General features: G+C 34.2%; 29 protein-coding genes. 23 read left to right on the top strand and 6 right to left on the bottom strand.

The features are described from left to right. The first annotated feature begins 22 nt into the window (after window positions 1–22). The 4 genes from Q9R40_RS00535 to Q9R40_RS00520 are packed head-to-tail and all read left to right on the top strand — an operon-like array spanning window position 23 to window position 1,949. Window positions 23–580, top strand: coding sequence for a 5-formyltetrahydrofolate cyclo-ligase (locus Q9R40_RS00535; protein WP_304675853.1), 558 nt, complete (start codon window positions 23–25; stop codon window positions 578–580). A 15-nt stretch (window positions 581–595) separates the two neighbouring features. Next, window positions 596–1,282: a rhomboid family intramembrane serine protease gene (locus Q9R40_RS00530; protein ID WP_297940905.1), complete on the top strand. Its 687-nt coding sequence runs from the start codon at window positions 596–598 to the stop codon at window positions 1,280–1,282. Window positions 1,283–1,284: 2 nt separating this feature from the next. After that, window positions 1,285–1,515, top strand: coding sequence for a YqgQ family protein (locus tag Q9R40_RS00525; RefSeq protein WP_004893755.1), 231 nt, complete (start codon window positions 1,285–1,287; stop codon window positions 1,513–1,515). Window positions 1,516–1,550: 35 nt separating this feature from the next. Next, the gene (locus Q9R40_RS00520; RefSeq protein WP_297940907.1) at window positions 1,551–1,949 is read left to right on the top strand and encodes a rhodanese-like domain-containing protein; all 399 of its coding nucleotides are present in this window, start codon (window positions 1,551–1,553) and stop codon (window positions 1,947–1,949) included. A 46-nt stretch (window positions 1,950–1,995) separates the two neighbouring features. Here Q9R40_RS00520 and Q9R40_RS00515 read toward each other — a convergent pair whose 3' ends face one another. Beyond that, window positions 1,996–2,175, bottom strand: a complete 180-nt coding sequence (locus Q9R40_RS00515) for a DUF3042 family protein (protein WP_004897769.1) — start codon at window positions 2,173–2,175, stop codon at window positions 1,996–1,998. Between the two features lie 141 nt (window positions 2,176–2,316). Between Q9R40_RS00515 and miaA the strand changes: the two genes are divergently transcribed. The 4 genes from miaA (at window position 2,317) to Q9R40_RS00495 (ending at window position 6,884) form a co-directional block, all read left to right on the top strand. After that, on the top strand, window positions 2,317–3,237 hold the full coding sequence (miaA, locus tag Q9R40_RS00510; RefSeq protein WP_300724349.1) for a tRNA (adenosine(37)-N6)-dimethylallyltransferase MiaA: 921 nt from the start codon (window positions 2,317–2,319) through the stop codon (window positions 3,235–3,237). Between the two features lie 204 nt (window positions 3,238–3,441). Continuing rightward, entirely contained in the window at window positions 3,442–4,779 is a 1,338-nt protein-coding gene (locus Q9R40_RS00505; RefSeq protein WP_304675841.1) for a glutamine synthetase family protein, read from the top strand. A 109-nt stretch (window positions 4,780–4,888) separates the two neighbouring features. Continuing rightward, complete coding sequence (locus tag Q9R40_RS00500; protein WP_304675839.1) at window positions 4,889–6,058, top strand: MFS transporter; 1,170 nt, start codon at window positions 4,889–4,891, stop codon at window positions 6,056–6,058. A gap of 13 nt (window positions 6,059–6,071) precedes the next feature. Then, entirely contained in the window at window positions 6,072–6,884 is an 813-nt protein-coding gene (locus Q9R40_RS00495; RefSeq protein WP_304675837.1) for a Cof-type HAD-IIB family hydrolase, read from the top strand. A gap of 41 nt (window positions 6,885–6,925) precedes the next feature. Here the strand turns inward: Q9R40_RS00495 and Q9R40_RS00490 are convergent, their stop codons facing one another. Further along, window positions 6,926–7,222, bottom strand: a complete 297-nt coding sequence (locus tag Q9R40_RS00490; RefSeq protein ID WP_300594642.1) for a hypothetical protein — start codon at window positions 7,220–7,222, stop codon at window positions 6,926–6,928. 74 nt (window positions 7,223–7,296) lie between these two features. Here Q9R40_RS00490 and Q9R40_RS00485 point away from each other — a divergent pair, with 74 nt between their 5' ends. The 4 genes from Q9R40_RS00485 (at window position 7,297) to Q9R40_RS00470 (ending at window position 11,907) form a co-directional block, all read left to right on the top strand. Then, window positions 7,297–8,241, top strand: coding sequence for an alpha/beta hydrolase (locus Q9R40_RS00485; protein ID WP_297939404.1), 945 nt, complete (start codon window positions 7,297–7,299; stop codon window positions 8,239–8,241). Window positions 8,242–8,363: 122 nt separating this feature from the next. After that, window positions 8,364–9,530, top strand: a complete 1,167-nt coding sequence (locus tag Q9R40_RS00480) for a thiolase family protein (protein ID WP_304675833.1) — start codon at window positions 8,364–8,366, stop codon at window positions 9,528–9,530. Next, on the top strand, window positions 9,508–10,743 hold the full coding sequence (locus tag Q9R40_RS00475) for a hydroxymethylglutaryl-CoA reductase, degradative (RefSeq protein ID WP_297939408.1): 1,236 nt from the start codon (window positions 9,508–9,510) through the stop codon (window positions 10,741–10,743). Before Q9R40_RS00480 ends, Q9R40_RS00475 begins: the two co-directional genes overlap by 23 nt. Next, window positions 10,744–11,907 (top strand): hydroxymethylglutaryl-CoA synthase, encoded by a 1,164-nt coding sequence (locus Q9R40_RS00470; RefSeq protein ID WP_304675831.1) that lies wholly within the window; start codon window positions 10,744–10,746, stop codon window positions 11,905–11,907. It abuts the gene before it with no gap. Window positions 11,908–12,217: 310 nt separating this feature from the next. On the opposite strand, the gene rlmD is transcribed toward Q9R40_RS00470, so the two are convergent. Further along, entirely contained in the window at window positions 12,218–13,597 is a 1,380-nt protein-coding gene (gene rlmD, locus Q9R40_RS00465; protein ID WP_304675830.1) for a 23S rRNA (uracil(1939)-C(5))-methyltransferase RlmD, read from the bottom strand. Between the two features lie 128 nt (window positions 13,598–13,725). Between rlmD and recX the strand changes: the two genes are divergently transcribed. Genes recX through Q9R40_RS00450 form a run of 3 tightly spaced genes read left to right on the top strand, consistent with a single transcriptional unit; the run spans window position 13,726 to window position 15,637 of the window. Further along, on the top strand, window positions 13,726–14,541 hold the full coding sequence (recX, locus tag Q9R40_RS00460; RefSeq protein ID WP_300734668.1) for a recombination regulator RecX: 816 nt from the start codon (window positions 13,726–13,728) through the stop codon (window positions 14,539–14,541). 36 nt (window positions 14,542–14,577) lie between these two features. After that, a complete protein-coding gene (locus Q9R40_RS00455) occupies window positions 14,578–15,168 on the top strand; it encodes a DUF402 domain-containing protein (RefSeq protein WP_023599822.1) in 591 nt (196 codons plus the stop codon). Next, entirely contained in the window at window positions 15,140–15,637 is a 498-nt protein-coding gene (locus tag Q9R40_RS00450) for a hypothetical protein (protein WP_271329164.1), read from the top strand. Before Q9R40_RS00455 ends, Q9R40_RS00450 begins: the two co-directional genes overlap by 29 nt. Here the strand turns inward: Q9R40_RS00450 and Q9R40_RS00445 are convergent, their stop codons facing one another. Next, a complete protein-coding gene (locus Q9R40_RS00445) occupies window positions 15,638–16,099 on the bottom strand; it encodes a hypothetical protein (protein ID WP_300724111.1) in 462 nt (153 codons plus the stop codon). A 114-nt stretch (window positions 16,100–16,213) separates the two neighbouring features. Here Q9R40_RS00445 and Q9R40_RS00440 point away from each other — a divergent pair, with 114 nt between their 5' ends. Both Q9R40_RS00440 and Q9R40_RS00435 read left to right on the top strand, forming a co-directional pair. Next, window positions 16,214–17,080, top strand: coding sequence for a hemolysin family protein (locus Q9R40_RS00440; protein WP_004897754.1), 867 nt, complete (start codon window positions 16,214–16,216; stop codon window positions 17,078–17,080). Next, window positions 17,080–18,648 (top strand): peptide chain release factor 3, encoded by a 1,569-nt coding sequence (locus Q9R40_RS00435; protein ID WP_304675823.1) that lies wholly within the window; start codon window positions 17,080–17,082, stop codon window positions 18,646–18,648. Before Q9R40_RS00440 ends, Q9R40_RS00435 begins: the two co-directional genes overlap by 1 nt. A 44-nt stretch (window positions 18,649–18,692) precedes the next feature. Here Q9R40_RS00435 and Q9R40_RS00430 read toward each other — a convergent pair whose 3' ends face one another. Both Q9R40_RS00430 and Q9R40_RS00425 read right to left on the bottom strand, forming a co-directional pair. Next, window positions 18,693–18,971, bottom strand: coding sequence for a DUF1827 family protein (locus tag Q9R40_RS00430; RefSeq protein ID WP_297939487.1), 279 nt, complete (start codon window positions 18,969–18,971; stop codon window positions 18,693–18,695). A gap of 126 nt (window positions 18,972–19,097) precedes the next feature. Further along, window positions 19,098–21,266: an ATP-dependent Clp protease ATP-binding subunit gene (locus Q9R40_RS00425; RefSeq protein ID WP_297939426.1), complete on the bottom strand. Its 2,169-nt coding sequence runs from the start codon at window positions 21,264–21,266 to the stop codon at window positions 19,098–19,100. Between the two features lie 207 nt (window positions 21,267–21,473). Here Q9R40_RS00425 and Q9R40_RS00420 point away from each other — a divergent pair, with 207 nt between their 5' ends. The 6 genes from Q9R40_RS00420 to Q9R40_RS00395 all read left to right on the top strand — a co-directional run bounded on the left by Q9R40_RS00420 (window position 21,474) and on the right by Q9R40_RS00395 (window position 26,069). Next, window positions 21,474–21,656, top strand: coding sequence for a hypothetical protein (locus Q9R40_RS00420; protein ID WP_271328956.1), 183 nt, complete (start codon window positions 21,474–21,476; stop codon window positions 21,654–21,656). A gap of 119 nt (window positions 21,657–21,775) precedes the next feature. After that, window positions 21,776–22,042, top strand: a complete 267-nt coding sequence (locus tag Q9R40_RS00415) for a phosphocarrier protein HPr (protein WP_004893814.1) — start codon at window positions 21,776–21,778, stop codon at window positions 22,040–22,042. Further along, complete coding sequence (gene ptsP / locus Q9R40_RS00410; protein ID WP_304675817.1) at window positions 22,042–23,781, top strand: phosphoenolpyruvate--protein phosphotransferase; 1,740 nt, start codon at window positions 22,042–22,044, stop codon at window positions 23,779–23,781. The genes Q9R40_RS00415 and ptsP overlap by 1 nt, the downstream gene beginning before the upstream one ends. Window positions 23,782–23,974: 193 nt before the next feature. Then, complete coding sequence (gene spxA, locus Q9R40_RS00405) at window positions 23,975–24,376, top strand: transcriptional regulator SpxA (RefSeq protein ID WP_023599818.1); 402 nt, start codon at window positions 23,975–23,977, stop codon at window positions 24,374–24,376. A gap of 102 nt (window positions 24,377–24,478) precedes the next feature. After that, a complete protein-coding gene (locus tag Q9R40_RS00400; protein WP_304675813.1) occupies window positions 24,479–25,132 on the top strand; it encodes an adaptor protein MecA in 654 nt (217 codons plus the stop codon). A gap of 55 nt (window positions 25,133–25,187) precedes the next feature. Beyond that, on the top strand, window positions 25,188–26,069 hold the full coding sequence (locus Q9R40_RS00395) for a competence protein CoiA (protein WP_300724324.1): 882 nt from the start codon (window positions 25,188–25,190) through the stop codon (window positions 26,067–26,069). Window positions 26,070–26,072: the final 3 nt, after the last annotated feature.

Here is a 26,072-nt window from a genome sequence, read left to right as displayed (position 1 = left end):
GTATCTAATAATATTTTATTTAATGAATTTAATTAATAAAAAAGACTTACGAAATTTACAAATAAAAAAACTGACTGAATTTGAAAAAAATCAGCAAAAACAATTAGAAGATAGAATCTTAAAAGAAAAGCTACTTAAAAGCCGACTATTACATCAAGCAGAGAATGTTGGTATTTCTATTTCAATGGCTCTAGAAGTGGATACAGCTCCTATTATTGCTGCTTTATGGAAGATGAAAAAGAAAGTATATATTCCACGTTGTTTACCAAAAAGAAACATGGAATTTACACTTTATAATAAAAATACTTCCTTAGAAAAAACTAAGTTTGGGGTTTTAGAAAATCACGATCCAAAAGCTGAGGTAAAAAATGATTTAGATTTAATAATCGTACCAGGGTTAGCTTATGGCTTAGATAAAAATAGTCGACTTGGTTTTGGTGGTGGGTATTATGATCGTTTTTTAAAGAAATATCCTACTCAAACTCTTAGCTTGGTTAATTCCATCCAGGCTTTTGACCAAACAGAATGGAAAATTGAAGATCATGATGTTCCGTTGAAAAATCTTATTTTAATTAAATAAAGGGGATGATGGACAATGCAAAAGTTGAATACTAATCGATTTTCTAACACTTTTGTTACAAATGCGATTTTAATAGTACTCTTTGTTGTCTTTATAATTGAAACAATAATGGGTGGCTCGACTAATATTAATACCCTAGTTCGCCTTGGGGCAATGAATAATCAACTTGTTACTGTTGAACATCAATGGTGGCGTTTGTTTACAGCTCAATTTTTACATATCGGCTGGTTACATATTGCATCTAATGCAGTAATGATTTATTATATGGGTCAATTTATGGAGCCACTTTTAGGTCACTGGCGATTCTTAACAGTCTATTTATTATCAGGGATTGGTGGAAATCTGTTAAGTTACGCATATGGAAGCGATTCTGTAGTTAGTGCTGGTGCTTCTACAGCTTTGTTTGGACTTTTTGGTGTAGTAATTGCTCTTTATTTAGCTAATCGGGCAATTCCCGCAATTAATTATTTGGGAAGACAAGCTTTAGCATTGGCTATCATTAACTTAGCGCTTGATTTATTTGCAAGTCATATTGATATCTTGGGTCACCTTGGTGGATTAATATCTGGTTTTCTTTTAGGAATAATTTTTGGTAGTGCCCATTTGAGACAATATCATCATAAATTACGAGTTATTGCAGCGGTAGTAGCAATTATTTATGTTGTCTTCTGTTTACATCAGGGAATAGTGATTAATAATTAATAATGAAAAATTTACATGATGTTCAAAAGCTATTAAAAAAATTCAATATTATTGTTTATGTTGGCAAACGTAAGTGGGACATAGAACTGATGGGGATTGAACTTGATAATTTATATCATGCAGGTGTAGTTTCTAAGAAAGAATACATGAACGCAAAGTTGATTTTAAGTCACGAACATGAAATTGAAGAAGAAAAGGAAACTAGCGCAAAAGATAGTAATGGACTATCATAGTACTATAGAAATTCTTATATAGGGGTAAGTAATTAATGAATATTTTTTTGATTATCAACATTATCTTAATCATCATTATTTTGGCTTTTGCTTTGAGTTGGCTTTGGACATGGATCCAATCAAAGAGAGTCGGTGGTGCATTAACTAATGAAGAATTTGAAAAGGGAAAGCGAAAAGCACAAATTATTGATGTACGCGAAAAAAATCCTTTTAAAAAAGAACATATTCTAGGAGCACGTAATATTCCTTATACAATGTTCAAATATCAATATCAAGAAATTCGTCCAGATTTACCAGTTTATCTTTATTCTGATTCAAATGCCTTGACGGTAAGAGCAGCCCGCTTTTTACAAAAGAAGGGTTATGAAAAGGTATACTGGCTAAAAGATGGTTTTGAAAAATGGGATGGTCAAACTAAGGCCTCTAAATATTAAAAGAGAGATCAACACCTTTTTACAGGGATTAATCTCTCTTTTTTATTTAGCCTTGGTGAGCTGAGTAGCTCTTTCTGTTGGCTTTAATTCTATTTTGTTCAATTCTGTCAGCTTCTTTTTGCTCAGGTTCTACTACCTTTTTCTTGTAAGTAGCAAGTCCTGCTGCAAGTGCACCAACAGTTGCTAAAACACCAGTTACAACACCAGCACCGAATTTCTTTGCCATACAAATGCCTCCCTAAAAAATTATTTATCACCTCAAATTTTAGCAGTAATTCTTAATTCAATAAAGATTTTTGCTATATTAACTCTGAAGAAAGAGCAGATTTTTGTTAGAATTGATACCAAGAAAATAAGAGGATTTTATATGCAAAAAATTATTGTACTAATTGGCCCAACCGGGATCGGAAAAACGGACCTAGCGTTAGGTTTAGCCCCAAAAATTAATGCAGAAATTATTTCTGGGGATTCGATGCAAATTTATCAAGAAGTAAGTATCGGTACGGCTAAGCCAACAGATGAAGAACTAAAACGAGTAAAGCACTATTTAATTAATCAACGTTCAATTTTTGAAGAATATTCTGTCAAAGATTTTGTTGCTGAAGGTACCAAAGCGGTAGATAAAATTGTTGCTGATAGGGCCATTCCATTAGTTGTTGGTGGAACAGGTTTTTATATTAATGCCTTGGTCAACCAGCTTCAACTTGGTGAACCAGGGGAGTATCAAACAAGCGTTGATCCACAATGGGAAGAATATCTAAAAGAGAATGGAGAAAATAAGTTGTGGGACCTTCTTCAAGAGAAAGATCCAGCCGCAGCAGAAAAAATAGCGCCGCAAAATAGTCGTCGTACTCTTAGAGCATTAACTGTGATTAGTAGAACAGGTAAATTGTTTAGTGAACAACAAAGAAAGATTAGTCCCCGATATGATGCTTTAATTCTTGGATTAAATAGTGATCGAGAAGAAGTCTATCAGAGAATAAATATGCGCGTAGATAAAATGATGGAGCATGGGTTACTACAAGAAGCAAAGTTCATCTATGAAAATAGGTCTCGTGAACATCAAGTAATTCAAGCTATTGGATATAAAGAATTTTTTCCATATTTTTCTGGAGAAAAGACTTTAGATGAATGTGTGAATAAACTGAAACAAGCTTCTCGAAAGTATGCTAAACGTCAATTGACGTATTTCAAACATCAATTACCTGTTGTTTGGCTTGATCCTTTACAGGATAAAAATGTATCTGAAAAAGCTCTTAGAAAAATAAATAAGTTTTTAAACAAATAAAAAATTATAGTTATAATAGGGCATTATTAGTATTCTTTATAATAATTAATTTAAATAATAGCTAAAGAAATATTAATATTTATTGACGAGACCAATTTGGTCTGCTATTGTATTCAATGTGCATAAGCACAAGTAGTGAATAGATTTTTAAGGACTATACCAATTTAAAAATTGGACTATAGTTCTTTAGAATAGGTGTGTACAATGAGTAAAACTATTACTGCAGAAGATATTAAAAAGAGTGTTAAAGATAACGATGTTCGTTTTCTACGATTAGCGTTTACCGATATTAACGGAACATCTAAAGCCGTTGAAGTTCCAACTAGCCAATTAGATAAAGTTTTAATTAATGATATTCGTTTTGACGGTTCTTCAATTGATGGCTTTGTTCGTCTAGAGGAAAGTGACATGGTTTTATACCCAGACTTTTCTACTTGGGCGGTTTTGCCTTGGGGAGATGAAAAGGGTGGAAAGATCGGTCGCTTAGTATGTTCAGTTCACAAGACAAATGGTGAACCTTTTGAGGGTGATCCAAGAAATAACTTAAAGCGTGTGCTTAAAGAAATGGAAGAAATGGGCTTCTCAGATTTCGATATTGGTTTTGAAGCTGAATTCCACCTCTTCAAACTAGGTGAAGATGGTAATTGGACTACTGAAGTTCCAGATCACGCATCATACTTTGACATGACTTCAGATGATGAAGGTGCAAGATGTCGTCGTGATATTGTTGAAACTTTAGAAAATATTGGTTTTGAAGTTGAAGCAGCTCACCACGAAGTAGGTGACGGTCAACAAGAAATCGACTTTAGATTTGATGATGCTTTAACTACTGCTGACCGTGTTCAAACATTTAAGATGGTTGTTCGTGAAGTAGCAAGAAAGCATGGTTTGTATGCAACATTTATGGCTAAGCCTGTAGAAGGTCAAGCTGGAAATGGAATGCACACTAATATGTCTTTATTTAAAGATGGTAAAAACGTCTTCTATGATAAAGATGGCGAATTCCACTTATCAGATACGGCTCTTTATTTCTTAAATGGAATTTTGGAACATGCCCGTGCAATTACAGCAATTGGTAATCCAACTGTTAACTCATATAAGCGTCTAATTCCTGGTTTTGAAGCTCCTGTTTATATTTCCTGGGCTTCTAAGAACCGTTCACCACTTGTTCGTATTCCGGATGCAGAAGAAATTAACACTCGTCTAGAGATGCGTTCAGCTGATCCAACTGCTAATCCATATCTTCTCCTTGCAGCTTGTTTAACTGCTGGATTAAATGGTATTAAAGAAGCTAAGAAGCCAATGGCTCCTATTACTTCTAACGTTTTTGAAATGTCTGAAGAAGAAAGAGCTAAGAGAGGCATTAAACCACTTCCATCTACTTTGCATAATGCGGTAAAAGCTTTTAAGGCTGACCCATTAATTCAAGAAGCTTTAGGTGAACACTTGACTCAAAGCTTTATTGATTCTAAGAACCTTGAATGGTCTAAGTACACTCAATCAGTTTCTGACTGGGAAAGAGACCGTTACATGGGTTATTAATTAAGTAAGATAAACTACTAAGCCAGTTGATTTATTCAACTGGCTTTTTTTGCTTAAACTAAAAGTGTGATAAAGTTAAAAGTGATAATGCTAGATAGGAGTAAAAAAATTGAAACAGAAGCAATCAATTTATACTAAAGACGTTATTCTGGTTATGGCCGCGTCTTTCTTTTTTATGTTTTCAGTAATGTTTGTAACACCCTTGATTAATGGCTATGCAATTAGTTTAGGAGCTAGTGCTGTCTTTGCCGGTGTGATAACAGGTATTATGAGTGTGGTTTCAATGTTCTTAAGACCAGTCGCTGGTAATTTAACCGATCGTTTTTCAAAGTATAGTTTATCCTTTATTGGGGGCGTACTAATTTTAATTGGGGTGGCAGGCTACTGTTTTTCTCCATCAGGAAATTGGCTTTTAATTTTTAGGCTAATTAATGGTACGGGTTTTGTGCTGGCAACGGTTTGTATGACTACGTGGTTAGCATTTCTGGTTCCTCGCAGTCATGTTGGAGAAGCGATGGGATTTTATGGTTTGATGAATGCTTTAGCCATGGCTCTGGCCCCAGCTTTAGCCATTAACTTATATAAAATAATTGGTTATAAGTCAGCTCTTTGGCTTGCTGTACTTGCAGCACTATTAATGATTGTTTCTATTCAATTTGTTGGAAACCATGCTAAGCCTAAAATTACTAATAATAAAAAAAGAAAAATAAAAATCATTCAAAAAGATGCTATTCCTGTAGCGTTATTAACTACTTTTTTTGCGATTCCATATTTTATTACACAAGCCGACATTGTAGTGTATGTGGAAAGACAACACTTTTCGATTGCTGTAGGTTATTTTTTTGTAATTTATGCGATCGCCTTATTATTAATTAGAATTGGTTTGAAAAAGTATTTTGATTTAATCCGCTTTGGCTTTTGGTTCTGGCTAAGTTTAGTTGCGATGATTTTATTTTTAATTATTGCTACTTTTATGGTTAATAATTGGTTAATGGGATTAGCTGCAATTATGCTTTCGATTGGATATGGAGTTATTTATTCTGTTAATCAGTCTACTGCTTTGATGTTAGCTCCAATTGAAGAACAAGGGTTAGCTAGTTCGACTTTTTACTTGGGCCTGGATATAGGAATGGCTTCTGGTCCGATGATTGGTGGGGTAACTGCTCAAAATTTAGCTCCAGATTACTTTTACCCAGTTTTATTAGTTATTGTGCCAATTATTTTAATTATTTACTTTATATATCGTAAGAAATTAAATGGTGCCTTAAATTACCGTTAGTAAGGAGAAGAATATGACTATTCCTTTTAAAGCTGTTGCGGTTGATATGGATGGAACATTTTTAAATGACCAAAGAAGCTATGATCATGATTTGTTCGCTCAAGTTTTAAATAAATTAGAAGAACATAATATTCAATTTATTGTAGCTAGTGGTCGTCCGTTTGCCCGTTTAAAAAATGACTTTTCTGAATTTATTGATCGCATAGATTTTGTGACTGCCAATGGTTCTCGACTAATTGTTGAAGGAAAAGAAGTGTCTATTGAAGGATTAACTAAAAAACAGACCATTGATTTAATTGATTTTGTCCATCATACCTATGGGAGTATGGCAACAATGGCCTATGGTAGGGAAACAGCATATATTGGAACTGAAGCACCAGAAAAAGATAAGGAATTTTTGCAGTACTTCGCTAAAGAAAGTGTAGAGATTAGTGATTGGCAAGAGTTACCTGATGATATTTTTATTGAATTAACTTTTCATCATGATAGTAAAATAGCTGGAGAGATTGAGAAAAAATTTAATGAGCAATATGGAAAGATTGTGACTACTTTTGCTTCAAATCCAGTAGCTATTGACGCTGTTAAACATGGGATTAATAAGGCAACTGGATTGAAAAAGTTACTTGCTTATTTCGGCTTAACAGGTGAAGATTTAATTGCTTTCGGTGATAGTGGTAATGATATTCCAATGCTAAATTTTGCAAAATATAGCTATGCAATGAAAAATGGGATGGCTATTGCAAAAGAGCATGCAAAGTATCTGGCTCCTAGCAATAATGACAATGGAGTTTTGAGAGTTTTAAAGGAATATCTAGATAAAAATTAGGGATGTGGAGAATCGATTTTTCATATCCCTTTTAGCTTGCTTTATAAAATATAGACTTGTCCCTTTACTAAATTTATTTTGATACCAAAAATTTTATTTTTTTCGTTTGTATTTTTCGTACATACATAGATAGGAAGATGGTTAGACTTTAATTTACCCAGTAAATAATTAATTTGAGCAATTGTCTTAGCATTTTCCCCAGTATATAAAAGGCATTGTTCTCCATCAATTTGGACTTTATTGATTGGGTCAATTACACCATCTTTTTTATTTTGATAAAAAAATTGAAAATTAGGATGGAGATCAGAAATTAAAATTAAGAAATCATCTAAGTACATAGATCTTTATCCTCTCTTGATTTCTATATTTTTTAGAGATAATATAGATTATATTTTAGAACCGAGGTCTTCTAATGAAGCTGAAAAGTAAAAAAATAAAAATAATCATTATCTCTATTTTAGCAGTTTGTGGTATTTTTTTAGCTGCAGGCCTATATTTCTATCAGGTGGCTGTTGTTCCAGGACATAAATCATTTATTAATAATGATACTAAGCTAGTTAAAACTGATCCACTGTACAAGGAGAAGAAGTGGTATCAAAATGTGCACAAACAAAAGTGGATTATGAAATCAGCAGATGATAATTTGAGGTTAGATGCAAATTATATTCCAGTAAATAATTCTAAAAAGACAGTCATTGTACTGCACGGTTTTATGAATAATAAAGATACAATGGGAGCGTATGCTGCTATGTTTCATAGACTAGGCTACAATGTTCTTTTACCAGATGCGCGTGGTCATGGACAAAGTGAAGGAAACTATATTGGGTATGGCTGGCGTGAAAAAGTAGATATTAAAAAATGGGCTAAGAAAGTTATTAAAAGGAATGGAAAGCAGAGTCAGATTGCTATCTTTGGTGTAAGTATGGGTGGTGCTACAACAATGATGGCAAGTGGACTAAAAATGCCTAAACAAGTAAAAGCTTATATTGAAGATTGCGGTTATACTAATGTTAAAGATGAGATAGAACACGAAGCAGAAGATTTATATCATTTTCCGACTTTTCCTCGTTTTCCTCTAGTTGAAATTTTAAGTGGAATAACTAGACTTCGAGCAGGTTATTTTTTAAAAGATGCTAGCAGCGTAAACCAAGTCGCTAAAAATAAAAAGCCAATACTATTTATTCATGGTGCTAAAGATACTTTTGTACCAACAAAGATGGTCTATCAAAACTATAAGGCAGCAAATGGTCCAAAAGAACTTTGGGTTGTTCCAGGTGCTAAACATGCTAAATCATTTGCGACTCACCCGATTCAATATCAAGAAAAAGTAAATGAGTTTTTGAGTAAGTATATGTAAAAGGTTGCTAAGATTGGGTAGCAATCTTTTTTAGAATTGATTAAAAAAATTGTACTTTATACATTTGATACATGTCGTGAGCTATTATGTTAGTAGAATAATTTTTATTAAGAGGTGGAAGAGTGTTGCAGGATGTCTATATAGTAGGAATGAATCGAATTCCTTTTGGCAAGTATCGCGGATTTTATAAGGATAAAAGTGCTGTTGACTTAGGAGTGTTAGCACTTAAGGGATTATTGAAAAAGAATATTGTTCCACAAGATGAAATCGATAATATTTTAGTGGGGAATGTATTAAGTGCTGGACTAGGTCAAAATGTCGCTCGACAAATAGCTTTAAAATCAGGTTTACCTGAAGCTGTAGTGGGTACTAGTGTAGACGATGTTTGTGGTTCAAGTTTAAAGGCATTACGGTTTGCTCAAGGTCAAATGCTCCTAGGAGATTCTCAAATTGCAATTGTAGGCGGGGTAGAAAGTATGACAAATGCACCGCTTTTACTTGATAAAAGTAAAAAGCATGATGAAAATCCAGCATATCGAGATAGTTTAATGATAGATGGAATTGGGGATGCTTATTCGAGAAAGCCAATGGGAATTACAGCTGAAAATGTAGCTGATAAATACCATATTACGCGTCAAGATATGGATGAATTTGCGCGTGATTCCCATGCCAAGGCTTATGCAGCTCAAGAGAACAACTGGTTTGAGGAAGAGTATGCACCAATTGAACTCGATGGTAATGTTCTTGATCATGATGAAACCATTCGACCAGATTCTAGTTTAGAAGCATTAGGTCAATTAAAACCTGTATTTAAAGAAAATGGACGAGTTACGGCTGGTAACTCTTCTCCGCTAACTGATGGTGCAAGTATGTTGTTATTATCTAATCAACAAAAATTAGATGAGTTAAATTTAACCCCATTAGCATACTTAGGTGCCTATGCAGAAATTGGCTGTGATCCTGCTTATATGGGTTATGCGCCATACTTTGCCATTAAAGAATTACTTACAAAAACTAATAGCACAATTGAAGATTACGATCTTATTGAAATTAATGAAGCCTTTGCAGCTCAAGCATATGCTGTAGCCCGTGACCTAAATATTCCAAAAGAAAAATTAAATATCGCTGGAGGAGCAATTAGTTTAGGACATCCGCTTGGTGCAACCGGTACGCGCTTGGTAATGAGTGCAGTAAATGGTTTGCGTAAAATTAATGGTCGCAGAGCAATTGTATCTCTATGTATCGGCGGTGGTCAGGGAATTGCATATGAAATTAGAAGAATCATCTAACAAGAAATTTTATCAATGGCTGCCAGAGGAAAGAAGAGCCTTTTTAACAGAAAAGGGAATTAAGCTGAGTGAAATTGATCCTGAAGCCTTAGAAAGACTAAATCAACTTAGTGAAAATGTAATTGGTCAAGTCCGTCTTCCGCTGGGTGTGCTTCCCAAGTTAATAGTTAACGGGAAAGATTATCAAGTACCAATGGCCGTCGAAGAACCATCAGTTGTTGCAGCCGCAAATCATGCAGCTAAAATTTTTAATCAAAATGGTGGAGCGGTAGCTGATAGTAGACGAAATGGAATATATGGTCAAATTGTTTTAGAGGTAGCTGATAATTTTGATTTAACTAGGTTTACTACTGAATTTCCTCAATTAATTAAATTAGCTAATAAAAAATTCGACAGCTTAGTCAAGCATGGCGGAGGAGTTCGTAAAATTGAAGCTTCTCAAAAAGAAAATTTAGTTTTTCTTAGAGTTTTAGTTGATCCAGCAGAAGCCATGGGAGCTAATAAAACAAATGCTATTTTAGAATTTTTAGGAAATGAATTAGAGAAGCAGTCAGATATTGAACAAACTCTGTACGCAATTTTGTCTAATTATCCTACTCAATTGACTAGTGCAAAAGTAAGTCTTTCGCTTGATAGCGTAGGAGGATTGAAAGTTGCCAAAAAGATAGTCTTATTGAGTAAAATAGGGCAAACTGATATTTATCGGGCAGTGACTAATAATAAAGGAATTATGAATGGTATTGATAGTGTATTAGTTGCAACTGGTAATGATTATCGTGGAGTTGAAGCAGCAACCGCTGTTTGGGCTAATAAAAATGACACCTATACATCTTTAAGTAAGTGGAAAATTGAAGAAGATAAGTTAGTGGGGACGGTAACAGTTCCCTTAGCCATAGGTGTAGTAGGTGGCTCAATTAAGGCTCGTCGAGACATTCAGCAAAGCTTTAGTCTCTTAGGCAGTATCTCTGCTAAAGAGCTAGCACAAGTTATTGCGACAACTGGATTAGCCAATAACTTTTCAGCTCTTTTAGCAATTTCTACCAAGGGAATTCAAGCCGGGCATATGAAATTGCAGGCGAGAAATTTGGTAGCAACCTTAAAAGCTAATGAAGCTGAAAAAGCAATGGTTTTAAAGAAATTGCAAGAAAGTAAAAAATATACTCAAGAAGCAGCTTTTGAATTTTTAAATGAAATAAGAAAGGATTACAAGTAGATGAAGGTTGGAATTGATCAGATTGGATATTTTACTCCAAATAAGTATGTGGATATGGTGGATTTAGCACATGCTAGGAATCAAGATCCAAATAAATTTTTAATTGGAATTGGACAGAAAAAGATGAGTGTTGCCGATCAAACTCAAGATGCAGTTTCAATGGGAATTAATGCAACTTTACGCTATAGCGATAAGATTGATAAATCAAAAGTAGGACTTTTGATTTTTGGTACTGAAAGTAGTGTGGATCAATCTAAATCTGGTTCTTTATTTGTAAAATCGGCATTAGGTTTAGATCCTACTGTGAGAGCTTTTGAAGTTAAGGAAGCATGTTTTGGCTTAACTGCTGGCTTAATGATTGCCCAAGATTTTGTACGACTTCATCCTGATCAAACTGCTATTGTTATCGGCAGTGATATTGCTCGCTATGGGGTTAATACTGCTGGTGAAGTTACTCAAGGAGCTGGAAGTGTTAGTTTATTAATTTCTAGTAATCCAAGAATTTTAGAATTAAATGAGGGCCATAGTGCTTATAGTGAGGATATCAATGATTTCTGGCGGCCTAACTATTCTAAAACAGCTAAGGTAGATGGAAAGTATTCTACCCAGGTTTACTTAGACTTTTTCAAACATACTTTTTCTGCTTACAAAGAACAAAAGAATCTTGAAACAAAAGATTTTGCTGCTATTGTCTACCACTTACCTTTTACTAAGATGGGATTAAAGGCAAACAGATTAGTTGTTGAGGGAACGGATGAAGAAACAAATGCCCGTTTAATGGGCAGCTTTACTGCAGCTAAAGAATTGAATGCAAATGTAGGTAATATTTACACTGGATCGTTATACTTGAGTCTACTTAGTTTACTTGAAAATGGTAGGTTAAAAGCTGGAGACTTAGTCGGTCTGTTTTCTTATGGTTCAGGTGCAATGGCTGAATTTTATTCCGCAAATGTAGTTGAAGGCTATGAAAAACAACTTGATAAGGTTGGAGATAAAGCTTTATTAGATAATCGAAGCAAGCTTAGTGTTGCCGAATATGAGGAAATCTTTTCTGCAGGTTTGGAAGATCCAGAAAATAATGTTGAGCTTATCAGTGATGAAGAAACTGGTAGATATTATTTTGCTGGTGTTCGTAATGATATCCGCCAATATCAAGTTAAATAACTTGTATTCGCTTACATAGTCGTTATAATAAGATGTGTGGAGAGGTAGAATAATTTTGTAAATAGTTTTTATCTCCAGATTGTAGTGTTTTAAAGACAAGATTCTCTTAGTAAGATCAAATAGTCGTTATTCAATACAGATGCAAACAAGTGATGTTGATCAAGTCATAATATCAAACCCAGATACTGACGTTATGGCGCTAGATAGTATTTACCTCATCCACTTGAAAAAAGGTTGTAGACCAGGCAGTCTACAACCTTTTTTTATAAGTACAAAAAAAGCAGCCATTTGACTGCTTGAATTAATATAATTACTTGTTTTTTCTTAAAACTAGTTTGGTAACGCCTTCCCAACGTGGTGTTTGTGGCATCATATCAACTGGTTGAATAACTCTGACATCATAAGCTTCACTTAAAAGAACTAAATCTTTTGCAAGAGTAGCTGGATTACAAGAAACGTAAACAAAGGTTTCAGGTTTTACTTCAAGTAGAGTTTTAATTAGCTTTTTGCTTAATCCTGTACGTGGTGGGTCGACGATTAATGCATTAATTGGAACACCTTGATTTTTTAGTTCTGGAAGTAATTTTTCTACATTTCCTTGAATGTATTCCGCATTTCTTACATGATTTAAGCGGCAGTTTTCTTGAGCATCGATTACAGCTTCAGGAATAGATTCAATTCCAATAACCTGTCTTACTTGATCGCTAGCCAAGATTCCCAAAGTCCCAACCCCCGCATAAGCATCGATCAAAGTTTGATCAGGAGTTAAGTCAAGATATTTAAGGGCTTCTGAGTAAAGAGTAGTAGTTTGTTCAGGGTTAAGCTGGAAAAATGCGCGTGGTGAAAGCTTAAATTTTTTACCTAGTATTTCTTCTGTAATATGTGACTTTCCGAACAATTTAATGGTTTTATTGCCCCAAACTTGAGGATTTTGCCATTGAGTTTCATTTTGGAAAACAGAAACTACATTTGGAAGTTTCATAATATGACTAGCAAGTAATTTGAGATCTTTAATTTTTTTACCAATTGTAATTAAAGTTACCTGAATTTCACCAGTAGCATTGCTTTGACGAACTGCAATGGTTTTAATTCCATCGGTATGACGTCTAAAGTCGGCAATTCGGATGTGAAGTTTATCGATTAGTTTCTTAATTTCACGTTCTACTTTTTGAGTCTCGTTGGTTTGAGTAGGCATATCTGGCAGGTCAATAAGATGACGGGAATTAGGAGCATAGAGACCAAGTTTACTCTTTCCCTTATTAAATTCAATTTGATATTGAGCTTTATTTCGATAATTCCAAGCGTTTGGTGCAGGAATTGTCTTTTTAACTTTATATTTAATATAGTCTCTTGGGTGATATTTTCTAAGCGATTCTAGAATTAAATGTTGTTTAAATTCAAGTTGTTTTGGATAAGAAAGGTGGGCGAGTTCTAGCCCGCCAACTGCAGGATCAACTCCTTTAGGAAAGGTAACTCTGTCAGGAGATTTTTCTTTAATTCTTACTAATTCACCTTCCAGGTAATGTGGATGGCGATCAACTATCTTAGCAACAACTACCTCATTTGGAAGTGCACCAGGAATAAAAATAATTTTCTTTTTATAGTATCCAATACCTTCACCATTAATACCCAAGCGTTTAATAGTGATGATAATATTTTTTTCTTGTTTGTTTTTAGTAAATTTTGTCAAAATAAGGCCCTCATTTCGATTGATTCATGAAAAAAGTGTCACAATAAGCATAAGCGTTATTTTCAAGTGATACAAGTATTTAATTTATTATAATATAGAAGAAATAAAAAAATGAAGAAGGTGCGATAATGCCAATTATTACTAAGATTAGTACGCAAAAGCGGAAGGGCCGCTATAATATTTTTATTGATAATGAATATGCCTTCAGTGTCAGTGAAAGAACATTAGCTGAAAAAAGACTGTTAAAAGGAACTGAACTAAGCCTTGAAGATATTGAAAAAATAAAAAAGGCTGAAGCAGATAGTCATGCGCTCCAGCTAGCTATGTCTTATTTAAGCTATCAGCCGCGTAGTGTATATGAAGTCTTAACTTACTTAAATAAGCAGGGGATTAGTCCAGAAGCTAGTCAAAGTGCTATAGAAAACTTAGTAGAATTAAATTATCTTGATGATAATAATTTTGCACGCTTATTTATCCAGAATAACCTTAGAGTAGGAAAAGATGGGCCAAGATCGATTAGTAGTAAATTAAAACAAAAAGGTGTAGCTAATGATATTATTCAGGATTCTCTTTATGAAGTAGAAGATGGAGAATGGACAGAAGCTGGCATTCGATTAGTACATTCAGTTACTCATCAAGTAGGAAAAATGTCGTATAAAGAGATCAGACAAAAGGCACTAAAGAAGCTGCAGACACATGGCTTTAATCAAGAATTAGGACAGTTGGTTGTTGATAGTTTAGACTTAGAAAGTACAGAGGAAGATCAGCTAGAAGCATTGAGAAAACAAGGAGTCAAAGCTTGGCGTCGGTATCGAAGAGATGATAACTTTAAGAGACGACAGAAAGTTAAAAGATACTTATTTCAACATGGCTTTTCGAGTGGAGAAATTGATAGTTTCTTAAGTGGTGAAGTAGTAAATTTAGAAGAAATAGATGAATATTAATTTGCTGGTATAATGTTTAGTTAGGAGGCGAATATCATGGAGATGCCTCGTGAAGGCGATTATATCGCAATACAAAGTTATAAACATAATGGTACGCTACACCGAAATTGGCGTGACACTATGGTAGTTAAAACAGAACAAAATATTATTATTGGCGTTAATGATCGGACTTTGATTACCGAAGAAGATGGTAGAAAGTGGATTAGTCGTGAACCAGCAATTGTTTATTTTCATCGTAAACTTTGGTTTAATGTGATAGCAATGCTTAGGCCTGATGGTGTTGCATACTATGCAAATTTAGCTAGTCCATTTATTTTAGACCGAGAAGCATTAAAATATATCGACTATGATCTAGATATTAAAGTTTTTCCAGATGGAGAAAAAAGACTTCTAGATGCTGATGAGTATGCGATGAACAAAAAACGTTGGCATTATAGCGAAGAGATTGATAGTATTTTGCGTAGTACTAGTTTTGAATTATTAGATTGGATTGATCAAAAGAAGGGGCCATTTGCTAAAAAGTTTGTACAAATTTGGTATGAACGCTATAACCAATTGCGTCCTGACTTGGATCGAAGCTTTTTTAAGGGGAGAGAAAATGAAGAAAGAAAAATACTCGGCACATAACTTTATTGGTAAGGTTTTTATGCCAAATCAGATGGATGAAAATAAAACATATACAGCTGCTATCCAAGAAATGGAAAATGATCCTGTATTCCAAAAGTTTGTCAAAGACAATGGATATGAAAATGAACGAGCAAGTTTAGTGGTATTTGGACCAGAAAACTTTATGTTTTGGTATGGAATCTTGGCTGATGACAAACAAATGCCTGTTGCAGGATTAAATAAATTTGAATTACCTGCTTCAGAAATTGCGGAAATTGATACACCAGATAGTAATTTAGCTTTCTTTAGCCAACCTTTAAATTTTGTTATTCCTACTTTTTTAGATAAATTATCAAAAGATGGCATTACTATGTACGAAAATTTAGGCGATAGTGAAAAACCATATGTTTTAGCTAAATTAAACTTAGAAACAAAAGAACTGGCCCAGATTTTATATCTAGATGCCAGTTCTGAAGAAAGTTCAAAATAATTACTTCTGTTTAGGGTCAATAGAAAGATTATCATATTCAATATAAGCGCCAATACATGTTGAAATTAGCATGATCAATAGGACTATCCCAACGGAATTGCCAATAATAAAAGATAGTGAGAAGAATTTTCTTACTAAGTCCATGGCAAGCCAGCAGAGGGCAAAGTCAACTAAACAATTACAAATAAGTAGAAATTTACGTCTACGAATACTATAAAAACGTAAAATCTGTTTAAACAAGTTATTTGGTACTTCATCAGAGACTAAATCAAGTGGACGTTGAATAGTGGCCTTAATTGCAAACATAATAATTGTACCAACTAGGGCACCGATAAAACTTCTAAAAATATCACTAGAGTGTCTGACTAGAGCATTGTAACAGATACCAATTAAAGTTAAACTGCAAAGATACGGAATTAATAGTAAAAAAGTAAAGACTAAGTAGATGTTTGGTTTTTTCATCTATAAGACCCCATTTCTTGTTCCTTATTTTATCATATATTTGCATGTGATATAATTACCGATAATTGTGATTAAATGGGCATTAATACAGCAATAGAAAGAGAGAATTTAAAGATGAGTAGTGATCCCGGTGCGGGGGATATATTTAGCAAATTAAGAGCTAAATTTCGTGGCGATGAAGATATTGATGGCCAACGTAAGTTAAATAAAATTTTAAATAAATTACATGAGCAAAAAGAGATTAGTGATCGCGAATATTCAATGATGGAAGGTATTCTTGAATTTGAGGAAAAGATGGCACGAGAAGTAATGGTGCCTCGAACGGATGCCTTTATGGTCGATATTAATGATAGTTTTCAAGAAAACTTAGATAAGATCTTAAAAGAGCCTTATTCAAGAGTGCCTGTTTATGATGGTGATAAAGATAAGATTGTCGGCGTCATTCATATTAGAACTGTTTTACGAAAAGCTCATAAAGTTGGTTTTGATAAGCTAGACTACGATCAGGTTATGTTTAAGCCTTTATTTGCACCTGAAACTATTGAATTAGGAGAATTGTTAGTCGAGATGCAGGAGACCCAAAGACAGCTTGCTATTTTGACTGATGAGTACGGCGGTGTTGTTGGACTTGCAACAATTGAAGATTTAATTGAAGAAATTGTCGGCGATATTGACGATGAAGTTGATAAGGCTGAGGTATTATTTTCAAAAATTGGTCCAAGAGAGTATGTTATTTATGGAAAAATGCCTTTGGCGGACTTCAATGAAGAATTTGGAACTGATTTGGCAATGGAAAATGTGGATACTGTTGCTGGATATGTAATTACTAAATTAGGTCTAATTCCAGCTAAGGGAGAGAAGTTGAGCGTTAAGCTTGATAACGGGATGGTTTTAACTACGAGACGAATGAAAGGTTCTCGTTTATTAACACTGCTGCTCACAATTCCAGAAAAACAAGAAAAGGAAGAAGCTAAAGATTAATGACAAAGTTAACGGATGAAGTGAAAAAAAGACGCACATTTGCGATTATTTCTCACCCTGATGCGGGTAAGACGACAATTACTGAACAAATGCTCCTTTTTGGTGGAGTAATTCGAAGTGCAGGTACAGTAAAAGCGCGTAAAAGTGGCCACTATGCAACTAGTGACTGGATGGCAATTGAAAAGAAGCGTGGTATTTCAGTTACTAGTTCAGTTATGCAATTTGAATATCAGGGGAAGAGAATTAATATTCTAGATACTCCTGGACACCAAGATTTCTCTGAAGATACCTATCGGACTTTAATGGCTGTTGACGCTGCAGTAATGGTTATTGATTCTGCTAAAGGTATCGAACCTCAAACTAAAAAGTTGTTTAAAGTTGTAAAGAAGAGAGGTATTCCGATCTTTACTTTCATGAACAAATTAGATCGGGATGGACGTGAACCACTAGACTTAATTGCTGAATTAGAAGATTTGCTAGGCATTGAAGGAGTAGCAATGAACTGGCCAATTGGTATGGGAAAGCAATTAAAAGGATTATATGATATTGCGAACAATCGAGTTGAACTCTATCGAAAAGATGATGATGATCGTTATTTGCCATTAGATGAAAATGGTAAATTAGCTGAAGATGAAGCTTTAGCCCAGGATAGTCTATATCAATCAACTTTAGATGATATTGACTTGTTGAAAGAAGCCGGAAATACTTTTGATAAAGATAAGATTTTAAGAGGAGATCAAACACCAGTCTTCTTTGGATCGGCTTTAACTAACTTTGGGGTAGAAACTTTCTTGGATAGTTTTGTTAATTTAGCACCTGCACCTCAAGAACATGTGGTTAATGAAGATGAGAAATTAGCTGCTGATGATCCAGAATTCTCTGGTTTTGTTTTTAAAATTCAAGCAAACATGAATCCTAATCACCGTGATCGAATTGCTTTTGTAAGAATTGGAAGCGGCGAATTCAAAAAGGGGATTGATGTAACTTTAGCTCGAACTGGTAAGCCTGTTAGATTAAATAATGCAACTGAGTTTATGTCTAGCGAACGTGTACAAGTTTCTGATGCAGTAGCCGGAGATATAGTTGGTTTGTATGATACGGGTAATTTTCAGATTGGTGACTCAATTTATGCTGGGAAGAAGAAAATTGTCTATCCGGAATTACCACAATTTACCCCCGAAATTTTTATGCGAGTAACTGCTAAAAACGTTATGAAACAAAAATCATTCCATAAAGGGATGAATCAATTAGTTCAAGAAGGTGCGATTCAACTTTATCGTGGCTATTCAACTGATGATTATATTTTGGGGGCAGTTGGTCAATTACAATTTGAAGTATTCTCTTTCAGAATGAAAAATGAATACAATTCAGAAGTTGAACTCCATACGTTAGGAAACCGTGTAGCTCGTTGGATTAAACCAGATCAACTAGATCCTAAAATGTCATCATCCCGTAACTTATTAGTTAAGGATAGGGATGATGAGCCACTATTCTTATTTGAAAATGCATTTGCTGAAAGATGGTTTAAAGACAAGTATCCTGATGTTGAATTAACTTCAAGATTATAAGATAGAAAAAAGCCGTGGAGTTGTTCCACGGCTTTTTTGCGATTTTAACGATCACAAGTGATAGAAATGATTTTTCTACTTTTATCAACTGTTATATCATAAATTCGATCTTCATGAATTAGACGCTTAATAACAAATTCTACTTCATCTTGTCTGATAGGACGTTTATGGTTTTCCATAACGATTTCAATTTTATCAGTTGTTTCGCTGTATACTACTGTGGTATTACCTAAAGAGTAAACTTTTACGAATTGACTATTAGTAGCTGCTAATTGTCTTTGGACTAAATCACGGTAGCTATTTGTAACATCAATTAAATGCATCATATTTATAACCTCGATATATAAATGTGTCTTTAAAACCCCAATTTAAGTATAACCTTTTTGCAGAATTTATAAAAATAAAAATAAGAGTCACGAAACTTGTGACTCTTATTTACTTTTAGATAATTAATTTTCACTAATTACTATTTCACCATCAACTACATCAGCCTTTAGTTCTTTAGCTGCTGAATTATCTAGTTTATAATCTGCTACTTTATCTTCAATTTCTTCTTGGATTGTACGACGAAGTGGACGAGCACCCATAGATGGATCGTAACCCTTTTCGACAAGAAGTTCTTTTGCTTCAGGCATGACTTCAATATGAAGACCTTGATCTTTTACCATGTCATTGGTATTTGCAAGCATTAAATCAACGATCTTGATTAAGTCTTTCTTATCAAGTGCATTAAATTCAACTATATCATCAAGTCTATTTAAGAATTCAGGTTTAAAGTATTGACCTAAGCTATTCTTAAATTGTTCTTGATGACTGTTTTCAGCTGCAAAGCCTACGCTAGCTTCTTTGATTCCTTGACCAGCATTAGAGGTCATAATGATAATGGTATCTTTAAATGAAACTGTGCGACCTTGCGAATCAGTTAAGCGACCATCATCGAGAATTTGCAAGAATAAGTGAAGTACATCAGGATGAGCTTTTTCAATTTCATCAAATAAAATTAAGCTATATGGATTATGGCGTACCCTTTCTGTTAATTGACCAGCTTCTTCATAACCTACATAACCTGGTGCAGATCCGATGAGCTTAGATACGGAGTATTGTTCCATATATTCACTCATATCGAACCGAATCATGGCATCTTCCGTACCAAAGATTTGTTTGGCTAATTGTTTAGCTAATTCTGTCTTACCTACACCAGTCGGTCCTACAAATAAGAAGGAACCAATTGGACGACCAGATTTGTTAAATCCAACTCGATTTCGTCTTATTGCACGAGCAACGGTTTCAACAGCTTTGTTTTGACCAATTACATTATCTTTAAGGTCAGTAGCTAAGTTTTTTAATTGTGTTTCTTCTTGTTTCTGTAAGTCGCCGACAGGAATATTAGTTTTTTCTTCAACGATCTTATTCATGATCTTCTCAGTGATTTTAGGTGTTTGATCAGGATCTACTTTCTGATCTTTTAATTTTTCATATTTTTCAATTTGATCACGATAGTAGGCAGCTTTTTCGTAATCCTCATTTTTTAAAGCATCTTGCTTTAGGCTTTCAGCAGCATCAAGTCTTTCTTTGATTTTTTCACTATCAACATAGGGAATAGTGAGATTCATTCTTGAGCCAGCTTCATCTAAAAGATCGATGGCTTTATCAGGTAAGAAACGATCTTGAATGTAGCGTGAAGAAAGATCTACTGCAGCTTGTATGGATTCATCAGTATAGTGCACATGGTGATAATCTTCGTAACGCTTCCGAATGCCTTGCAAAATCTTAATTGTTTCTTCAGTTGTAGGTTCTTTAACCTCAACTGGTTGGAATCTACGAGCAAGGGCAGAATCTTTTTCGATGTTTCGATATTCCTTAATGGTAGTAGCACCAATTAATTGGAAATCTCCCCGAGCTAAGGCGGGTTTAATAATGTTCCCCGCATCCATCCCGCCTTCAGCATTCCCCGCACCAACTAATTCGTGAATTTCATCAATAAATAGGATGATATTATCGTTTTGTTCTAATTCTTTGATTAATTGTTGCATTCTTTGTTCAAATTGGCCGCGAATTCCAGTTCCTTGAACCATTGATACCATATTTAAAGAAATGATTCTCTTGTCTTGAAGCTTAGCTGGAACTGAACCATCGACAATTTGTTGTGCTAAGCCTTCAACAACAGCAGTTTTACCAACACCGGCTTCTCCGATAAGAACAGGATTATTTTTAGTTCGTCTGTTTAAAATTTCAATAACACGAGCAATTTCTTTATCACGTCCAATAACTGGATCAATTTTGCCTTTTTTTGCTAAGTCAGTTAAATCAGTACCATATTGGTCGAGTAGGGATTTTTGACCACCGTTATTTCCACCTCGGCGCCCACCACCCATTTGCATACGTGGGTCACGGCCTTGAGAATTATTTTGTTCATTATTGTTATTATTTAAGGCGTTGAATAAATCATCAAAATCGCCAAAAAATGCATTGTTATTATTCATACTATTATTTTGTCCTTGTTGATTTTTCAATTCTTGATAACATTGTTGACATAATGAGATTTCACGATCTTGCCCATTTACATTTGTATAAAGATGAATAGAGGCAGGACGTTCATGACAGTTATCACATAGCATTAATATTTCCGCCTTTCTTATAATATTCAGGCTATATTTCTTATTTTAGCACTCTTAATGTAGGAGTGCTAACTTGCTAATATCATAGTACGGATACTTACTAATTGCAAGTGATAAACCCAGATTTTTATAGAAAATTGATATAATATGAAAAAGAATGGATTTTTTATAAAAATATAGAAACTCTAAGGAGAAAAAATATAAGAAATGGATTATAAAGAAATATTAGATAAACTCATAAGCGGTGAATTGAAAGAATATAGGGTTAGTCCCAAAGATGCTTTTCAATTCCAATTGGCTCTTAGAAGCTATGGGAAGAGACAGAGCATAACTGGGATTGCCCAAAGAGGCGGTGATATAATTTATACCTTATCTGATAATGAAAATTAAGTGCTTTGTAATGTAAACATTTACATTTGTATTGTTTTCATTTTGAAAACATGATAACCTAATAAACGAGTGGGTATAAAACTCCCGATTATTTTTGATTTTAAAGGAGATAATTTAAAATGGAAAAACGCGAATTTCATATTATTGCTGAAACTGGTATTCATGCTCGTCCAGCTACTTTGTTGGTACAAGCTGCTTCTAAGTTTAACTCAGATATTAACTTGGAATACAATGGTAAATCAGTAAACTTGAAGTCAATCATGGGTGTTATGTCTTTAGGTGTTGGCCAAGGTGCAGATGTAACTATTACTGCTGACGGTGACGATGCTAAAGAAGCAATTGAAGCTATTGCTGACACTATGAAAAAGGAAGGTTTAGCTGAATAATGTCGAAAACTTTAAAGGGAATTGCAGCCAGTGATGGTATTGCAGTTGCACCAGCCTACCTTTTGGTAGAACCTGACCTTTCGTTTTCTAAAACCTCAGTTAGCGATGTTGATGCTGAAGTAGCTCGCTTTAAAAAAGTTGTTGAAGAATCAACTAAAGAACTTGAAAAAGTTCGTGATAAAGCTAAGGAAAGTTTAGGACCAGAAGAAGCACAAGTTTTTGATGCTCACCTTCTATTCTTAAGCGACCCAGAATTTACTGGGGCTATTGAAACAGAAATCAAAGATCAAAAAATTAATGCTGAAGCTGCATTAGATGAAACTGCTCAAAAATTCATTACTATTTTTGAAGGTATGACTGACAATGCATATATGCAAGAACGTGCAGCTGACGTACGCGATGTTTCAAAGCGTCTTATGGCACATCTTCTTGGTAAGAAATTGCCAGATCCTGCAGCTATTGACCATGAAGTTGTAGTAGTAGCCTACGATTTAACACCAAGTGATACAGCTCAACTTAACAAGAAGTACGTTAAGGGATTTGTAACTGATGTTGGTGGTAGAACTGCTCACTCAGCAATCATGGCTCGTTCATTGGAAATTCCAGCTGTTGTTGGTACTGAAACTATTACTAAAGATGTTAAAGATGGCGATATGCTTATTGCCGATGGTTTAGACGGCGATGCTATCATTAATCCAACTGATGCTCAAATCGAAGAATACACTAAGAAAGGTGAAGTCTTCGCTAAGCAAAAGGAAGAATGGAAGAAGCTAAAGAATGAACCATCTGTAACTGCAAATGGTAAGAAGTTCATTATCGCTGCTAATATCGGTACTCCTAATGATATGAAAGGCGTAAAAGAAAACGGTGCTGAAGCAATTGGTTTGTACAGAACTGAATTCTTATACATGGATTCAAAGGACTTCCCATCCGAAGAAGCTCAATTTGATGCTTACAAGAAAGTTATCGAAGACATGGATGGTAAGCAAACTATCATTAGAACTTGTGATATTGGTGGAGACAAGCACTTAGATTACTGGGATCTTCCAGAAGAAATGAACCCATTCTTAGGTGTTCGTGCTATCCGTCTTTCAATGCAATACAAGGATATCTTTAGAACTCAATTAAGAGCTTTACTTCGTGCATCTGCATATGGTCCATTAGGAATTATGTTCCCAATGATTGGTACTTTAGCAGAATTACGTGAAGCAAAGCAAATCTTAGCTGACGAAAAAGATAAACTTGCCAAGGAAGGCGTTAAGATCGGTGACGACTTACAAGTTGGTATGATGATCGAAGTTCCAGCTGCTGCTGTATTAGCTGATCAATTTGCTAAAGAAGTTGATTTCTTCTCAATTGGAACTAACGACTTAATCCAATATACTATGGCTGCTGATCGTGGTAATGATAACGTTTCATATCTTTACCAACCATACAACCCATCTGTTTTACGTTTGATTAAGCACACTATTGATGGTGCTCATGAAAATGGTATTTGGTGTGGTATGTGTGGTGAAGCTGCTGGTGATGACATTATGTTCCCAATTCTTTTGTCAATGGGACTTGATGAATATTCAATGAGTGCAACTTCAATCTTACGTATCAGAAGTTTGATGAAGAAGATCAATACTGAAGATATTAAAGAATTAGCAAATAAAGCTTGTTTTGTTTCAGAAACTGCTGACGAAAACAAGAAATTAGTTGAAGAAACTATGAAGAAGCTTAATATTCTTGATTAGAAAAAAGAGTACTATTAGTACTCTTTTTTTGTTGGAACTTCACACAAACTTCAATATTTGTTGCTAGAGTATACTATGTAAGCTAATAAAAGAAATTTGATTACAACTTATAAAAGACAGGTATTTGTGTTACAATGTTTTGTGTAAGTGAAACAGTAGTTATTTTTCTACACGTAAAGGAGTGTGGAGTTAAGTGTTAAATTTATATACATCACCAAGTTGTACTTCATGTCGTAAAGCTAAAGCATGGTTGAAGGAACACGATATTTCATTTAAGGAAAGAAATATTTTCGCCAATCCGTTAAATAAAGAGGAAATCATGCAAGTTTTACGAATGACTGAAAACGGCACAGAAGAAATTATTTCTACTCGTTCTCGTACTTTCCAAAACTTAAAGATTAATTTGGATGATTTATCAATCGATCAACTAATTGATCTTGTGGAAAAGAATCCTAGTTTGTTAAGACGTCCAATTATTATGGATGATAGACGTCTACAGGTAGGCTACAACGAAGATGAAATTAGAAGATTTCTTCCTCGTAAAGTTCGTCGCTTAGAACTTGAAGAGATCCAAGCAATGACTGCTGATTTTTAATTAAAAATTGTAAAAACGTTAGCTTTTTTAAGCTAGCGTTTTTATATGAGTAGGAAAATAGGTTACAATGTATTAAAGATAGAGACTTCGAGGTGATAATAAGTGGAAGTACACAGAATAAGTGAAAATACCATTCGTGTAACAATGGACGCAGATGAACTTAAAGAACGCGGAATAACAATGCTCGACTTGTTAGGAAACAAAAGTCAAATTCAACATTTCTTCTATCAAATTTTAAGTGAAGTCGATACAGATCATACTTTTGCTAAAGGAGATCCTGTTACTTTTCAGGTTATGCCAAGTAGTTCTGGATTAGAATTACTTATTTCAAAAGTTCCTGATAGTGATGATGATAGTAGTAACAATTCGAATGATCAATTACGAGATCTTTTAAAGGGATTAGGGGCTGGAGAAGATGATCAACGCAAAACTGAAATTGATGACGATCGTGAAAAATTAGTCAGTGATAATCGTCGCGTCTTTAAGCTGGATAGTATTGATTTAGTTGCAGCCTTAGCCGATGCTTTAAAGGTCGATGGATTAGCCTCTAGTTTATATACCTATCATCATGAATACTATCTAGATTTAGCCTATTTAGATGATAATTATGTAGAATTGAAGCCCGAAGATACTTGGGTAATTGCTAATGAATACGGCACTGGAATGACTGAGAAGCAATTCCAAAGAATAAAGAAAAATGCTAAGTGCCTAATTGGACAAGATGCATTAGGGAATATAAGAGAATATTTTGATTAAAAGGGAGATGGGAAAAATCATCTCCCTTTTTGCGTATATAATATTGGGCGATAAAATGTATGCGGCTATTTTAAATAGAAAATTAGTCTTAGCCATCAAGGAAGCAGAACAAGTTAATAAAGGATTTAAGAAGTTAAATCAGGATTATTATACTTGTCCGTCTTGTAGAAAACGAATGATTTTGATTATATCAGAAGAAAAGCTACCATTTTTTAAACATTTTTATCAAGTAAAAGGAACAGGAGAGAAGGAAGAACATTATCAATCTAAGCAACTTTTATGTACTGCACTAAAAGCAAATGGAATTAATGCAGAAGTTGAGGTTCCTTTATTCGATCAACAGTTGAGAGCTGATGTATTAGTAGAAAATAAATTAGCTTTTGAAGTGCAATGTGCACCTTTAAGTGAAAAAGAGTTTAATCATCGCCATAGTTTATATGAAAAATTATCTATAAAAGATATTTGGATTGTGGGTCAAAGGCATTATTTAAAAAATAAAATTAATCGTTCAAAAGAAATATTTTTAAGGTATAGTCCACGATGGCAATGGTATTATTTAGAAATTAATCCATTTAGTTGTGTAATTACACTAAAATATAATATTTTGAGAGCTGCCCTTAGTTCGGAAATAAGTTATGAAATAAAACATTTTTCTTTAGATGAGAAAGGAATTGCAAATTTATTTACTTTTACGCCAGCTACTAAACAAAATATAAAATCCTCTTCTATTCAAGATCAAAAAATATATTTGCAGAAACAAATTACTCAGAAAAGTAAATTAGGGTTAAAAATTGCAGCGCTGTTATATCAATTACATTTTTCAGTAGCAGATATACCTGATAAATTATTTTTAGAGTTAAGGGGACCGAAGGAAAAGAGTCCAATAGTAGTTTATCTACAAAAAAAGCTAGATGATTCAAAAAATCATCTAGCCTAATTG

This window comes from uncultured Lactobacillus sp. (genome assembly GCF_948948975.1).
GTDB lineage: Bacteria > Bacillota > Bacilli > Lactobacillales > Lactobacillaceae > Lactobacillus.
Note: the sequence above shows the minus strand (reverse complement) of the source record. Positions and strands in the feature narration are given on the sequence as shown.

What these genes read in the sequence shown, in the direction of transcription:
- Q9R40_RS00455 (WP_023599822.1), top strand. Translation starts at nt 14,578, where the DNA reads ATGGAGATGCCTCGTGAAGGCGATTATATCGCAATACAAAGTTATAAA.
- ptsP (WP_304675817.1), top strand. Translation starts at nt 22,042, where the DNA reads ATGTCGAAAACTTTAAAGGGAATTGCAGCCAGTGATGGTATTGCAGTT.
- Q9R40_RS00425 (WP_297939426.1), bottom strand. Translation starts at nt 21,266, where the DNA reads ATGCTATGTGATAACTGTCATGAACGTCCTGCCTCTATTCATCTTTAT.
- Q9R40_RS00495 (WP_304675837.1), top strand. Translation starts at nt 6,072, where the DNA reads ATGACTATTCCTTTTAAAGCTGTTGCGGTTGATATGGATGGAACATTT.
- Q9R40_RS00485 (WP_297939404.1), top strand. Translation starts at nt 7,297, where the DNA reads ATGAAGCTGAAAAGTAAAAAAATAAAAATAATCATTATCTCTATTTTA.
- Q9R40_RS00535 (WP_304675853.1), top strand. Translation starts at nt 23, where the DNA reads ATGAATTTAATTAATAAAAAAGACTTACGAAATTTACAAATAAAAAAA.
- Q9R40_RS00395 (WP_300724324.1), top strand. Translation starts at nt 25,188, where the DNA reads ATGTATGCGGCTATTTTAAATAGAAAATTAGTCTTAGCCATCAAGGAA.
- recX (WP_300734668.1), top strand. Translation starts at nt 13,726, where the DNA reads ATGCCAATTATTACTAAGATTAGTACGCAAAAGCGGAAGGGCCGCTAT.
- Q9R40_RS00475 (WP_297939408.1), top strand. Translation starts at nt 9,508, where the DNA reads ATGAAATTAGAAGAATCATCTAACAAGAAATTTTATCAATGGCTGCCA.
- Q9R40_RS00505 (WP_304675841.1), top strand. Translation starts at nt 3,442, where the DNA reads ATGAGTAAAACTATTACTGCAGAAGATATTAAAAAGAGTGTTAAAGAT.
- Q9R40_RS00490 (WP_300594642.1), bottom strand. Translation starts at nt 7,222, where the DNA reads ATGTACTTAGATGATTTCTTAATTTTAATTTCTGATCTCCATCCTAAT.
- Q9R40_RS00520 (WP_297940907.1), top strand. Translation starts at nt 1,551, where the DNA reads ATGAATATTTTTTTGATTATCAACATTATCTTAATCATCATTATTTTG.
- Q9R40_RS00470 (WP_304675831.1), top strand. Translation starts at nt 10,744, where the DNA reads ATGAAGGTTGGAATTGATCAGATTGGATATTTTACTCCAAATAAGTAT.
- Q9R40_RS00515 (WP_004897769.1), bottom strand. Translation starts at nt 2,175, where the DNA reads ATGGCAAAGAAATTCGGTGCTGGTGTTGTAACTGGTGTTTTAGCAACT.
- miaA (WP_300724349.1), top strand. Translation starts at nt 2,317, where the DNA reads ATGCAAAAAATTATTGTACTAATTGGCCCAACCGGGATCGGAAAAACG.
- Q9R40_RS00530 (WP_297940905.1), top strand. Translation starts at nt 596, where the DNA reads ATGCAAAAGTTGAATACTAATCGATTTTCTAACACTTTTGTTACAAAT.
- Q9R40_RS00420 (WP_271328956.1), top strand. Translation starts at nt 21,474, where the DNA reads ATGGATTATAAAGAAATATTAGATAAACTCATAAGCGGTGAATTGAAA.
- Q9R40_RS00430 (WP_297939487.1), bottom strand. Translation starts at nt 18,971, where the DNA reads ATGCATTTAATTGATGTTACAAATAGCTACCGTGATTTAGTCCAAAGA.
- Q9R40_RS00440 (WP_004897754.1), top strand. Translation starts at nt 16,214, where the DNA reads ATGAGTAGTGATCCCGGTGCGGGGGATATATTTAGCAAATTAAGAGCT.
- Q9R40_RS00445 (WP_300724111.1), bottom strand. Translation starts at nt 16,099, where the DNA reads ATGAAAAAACCAAACATCTACTTAGTCTTTACTTTTTTACTATTAATT.
- Q9R40_RS00525 (WP_004893755.1), top strand. Translation starts at nt 1,285, where the DNA reads ATGAAAAATTTACATGATGTTCAAAAGCTATTAAAAAAATTCAATATT.
- Q9R40_RS00435 (WP_304675823.1), top strand. Translation starts at nt 17,080, where the DNA reads ATGACAAAGTTAACGGATGAAGTGAAAAAAAGACGCACATTTGCGATT.
- Q9R40_RS00450 (WP_271329164.1), top strand. Translation starts at nt 15,140, where the DNA reads ATGAAGAAAGAAAAATACTCGGCACATAACTTTATTGGTAAGGTTTTT.
- Q9R40_RS00415 (WP_004893814.1), top strand. Translation starts at nt 21,776, where the DNA reads ATGGAAAAACGCGAATTTCATATTATTGCTGAAACTGGTATTCATGCT.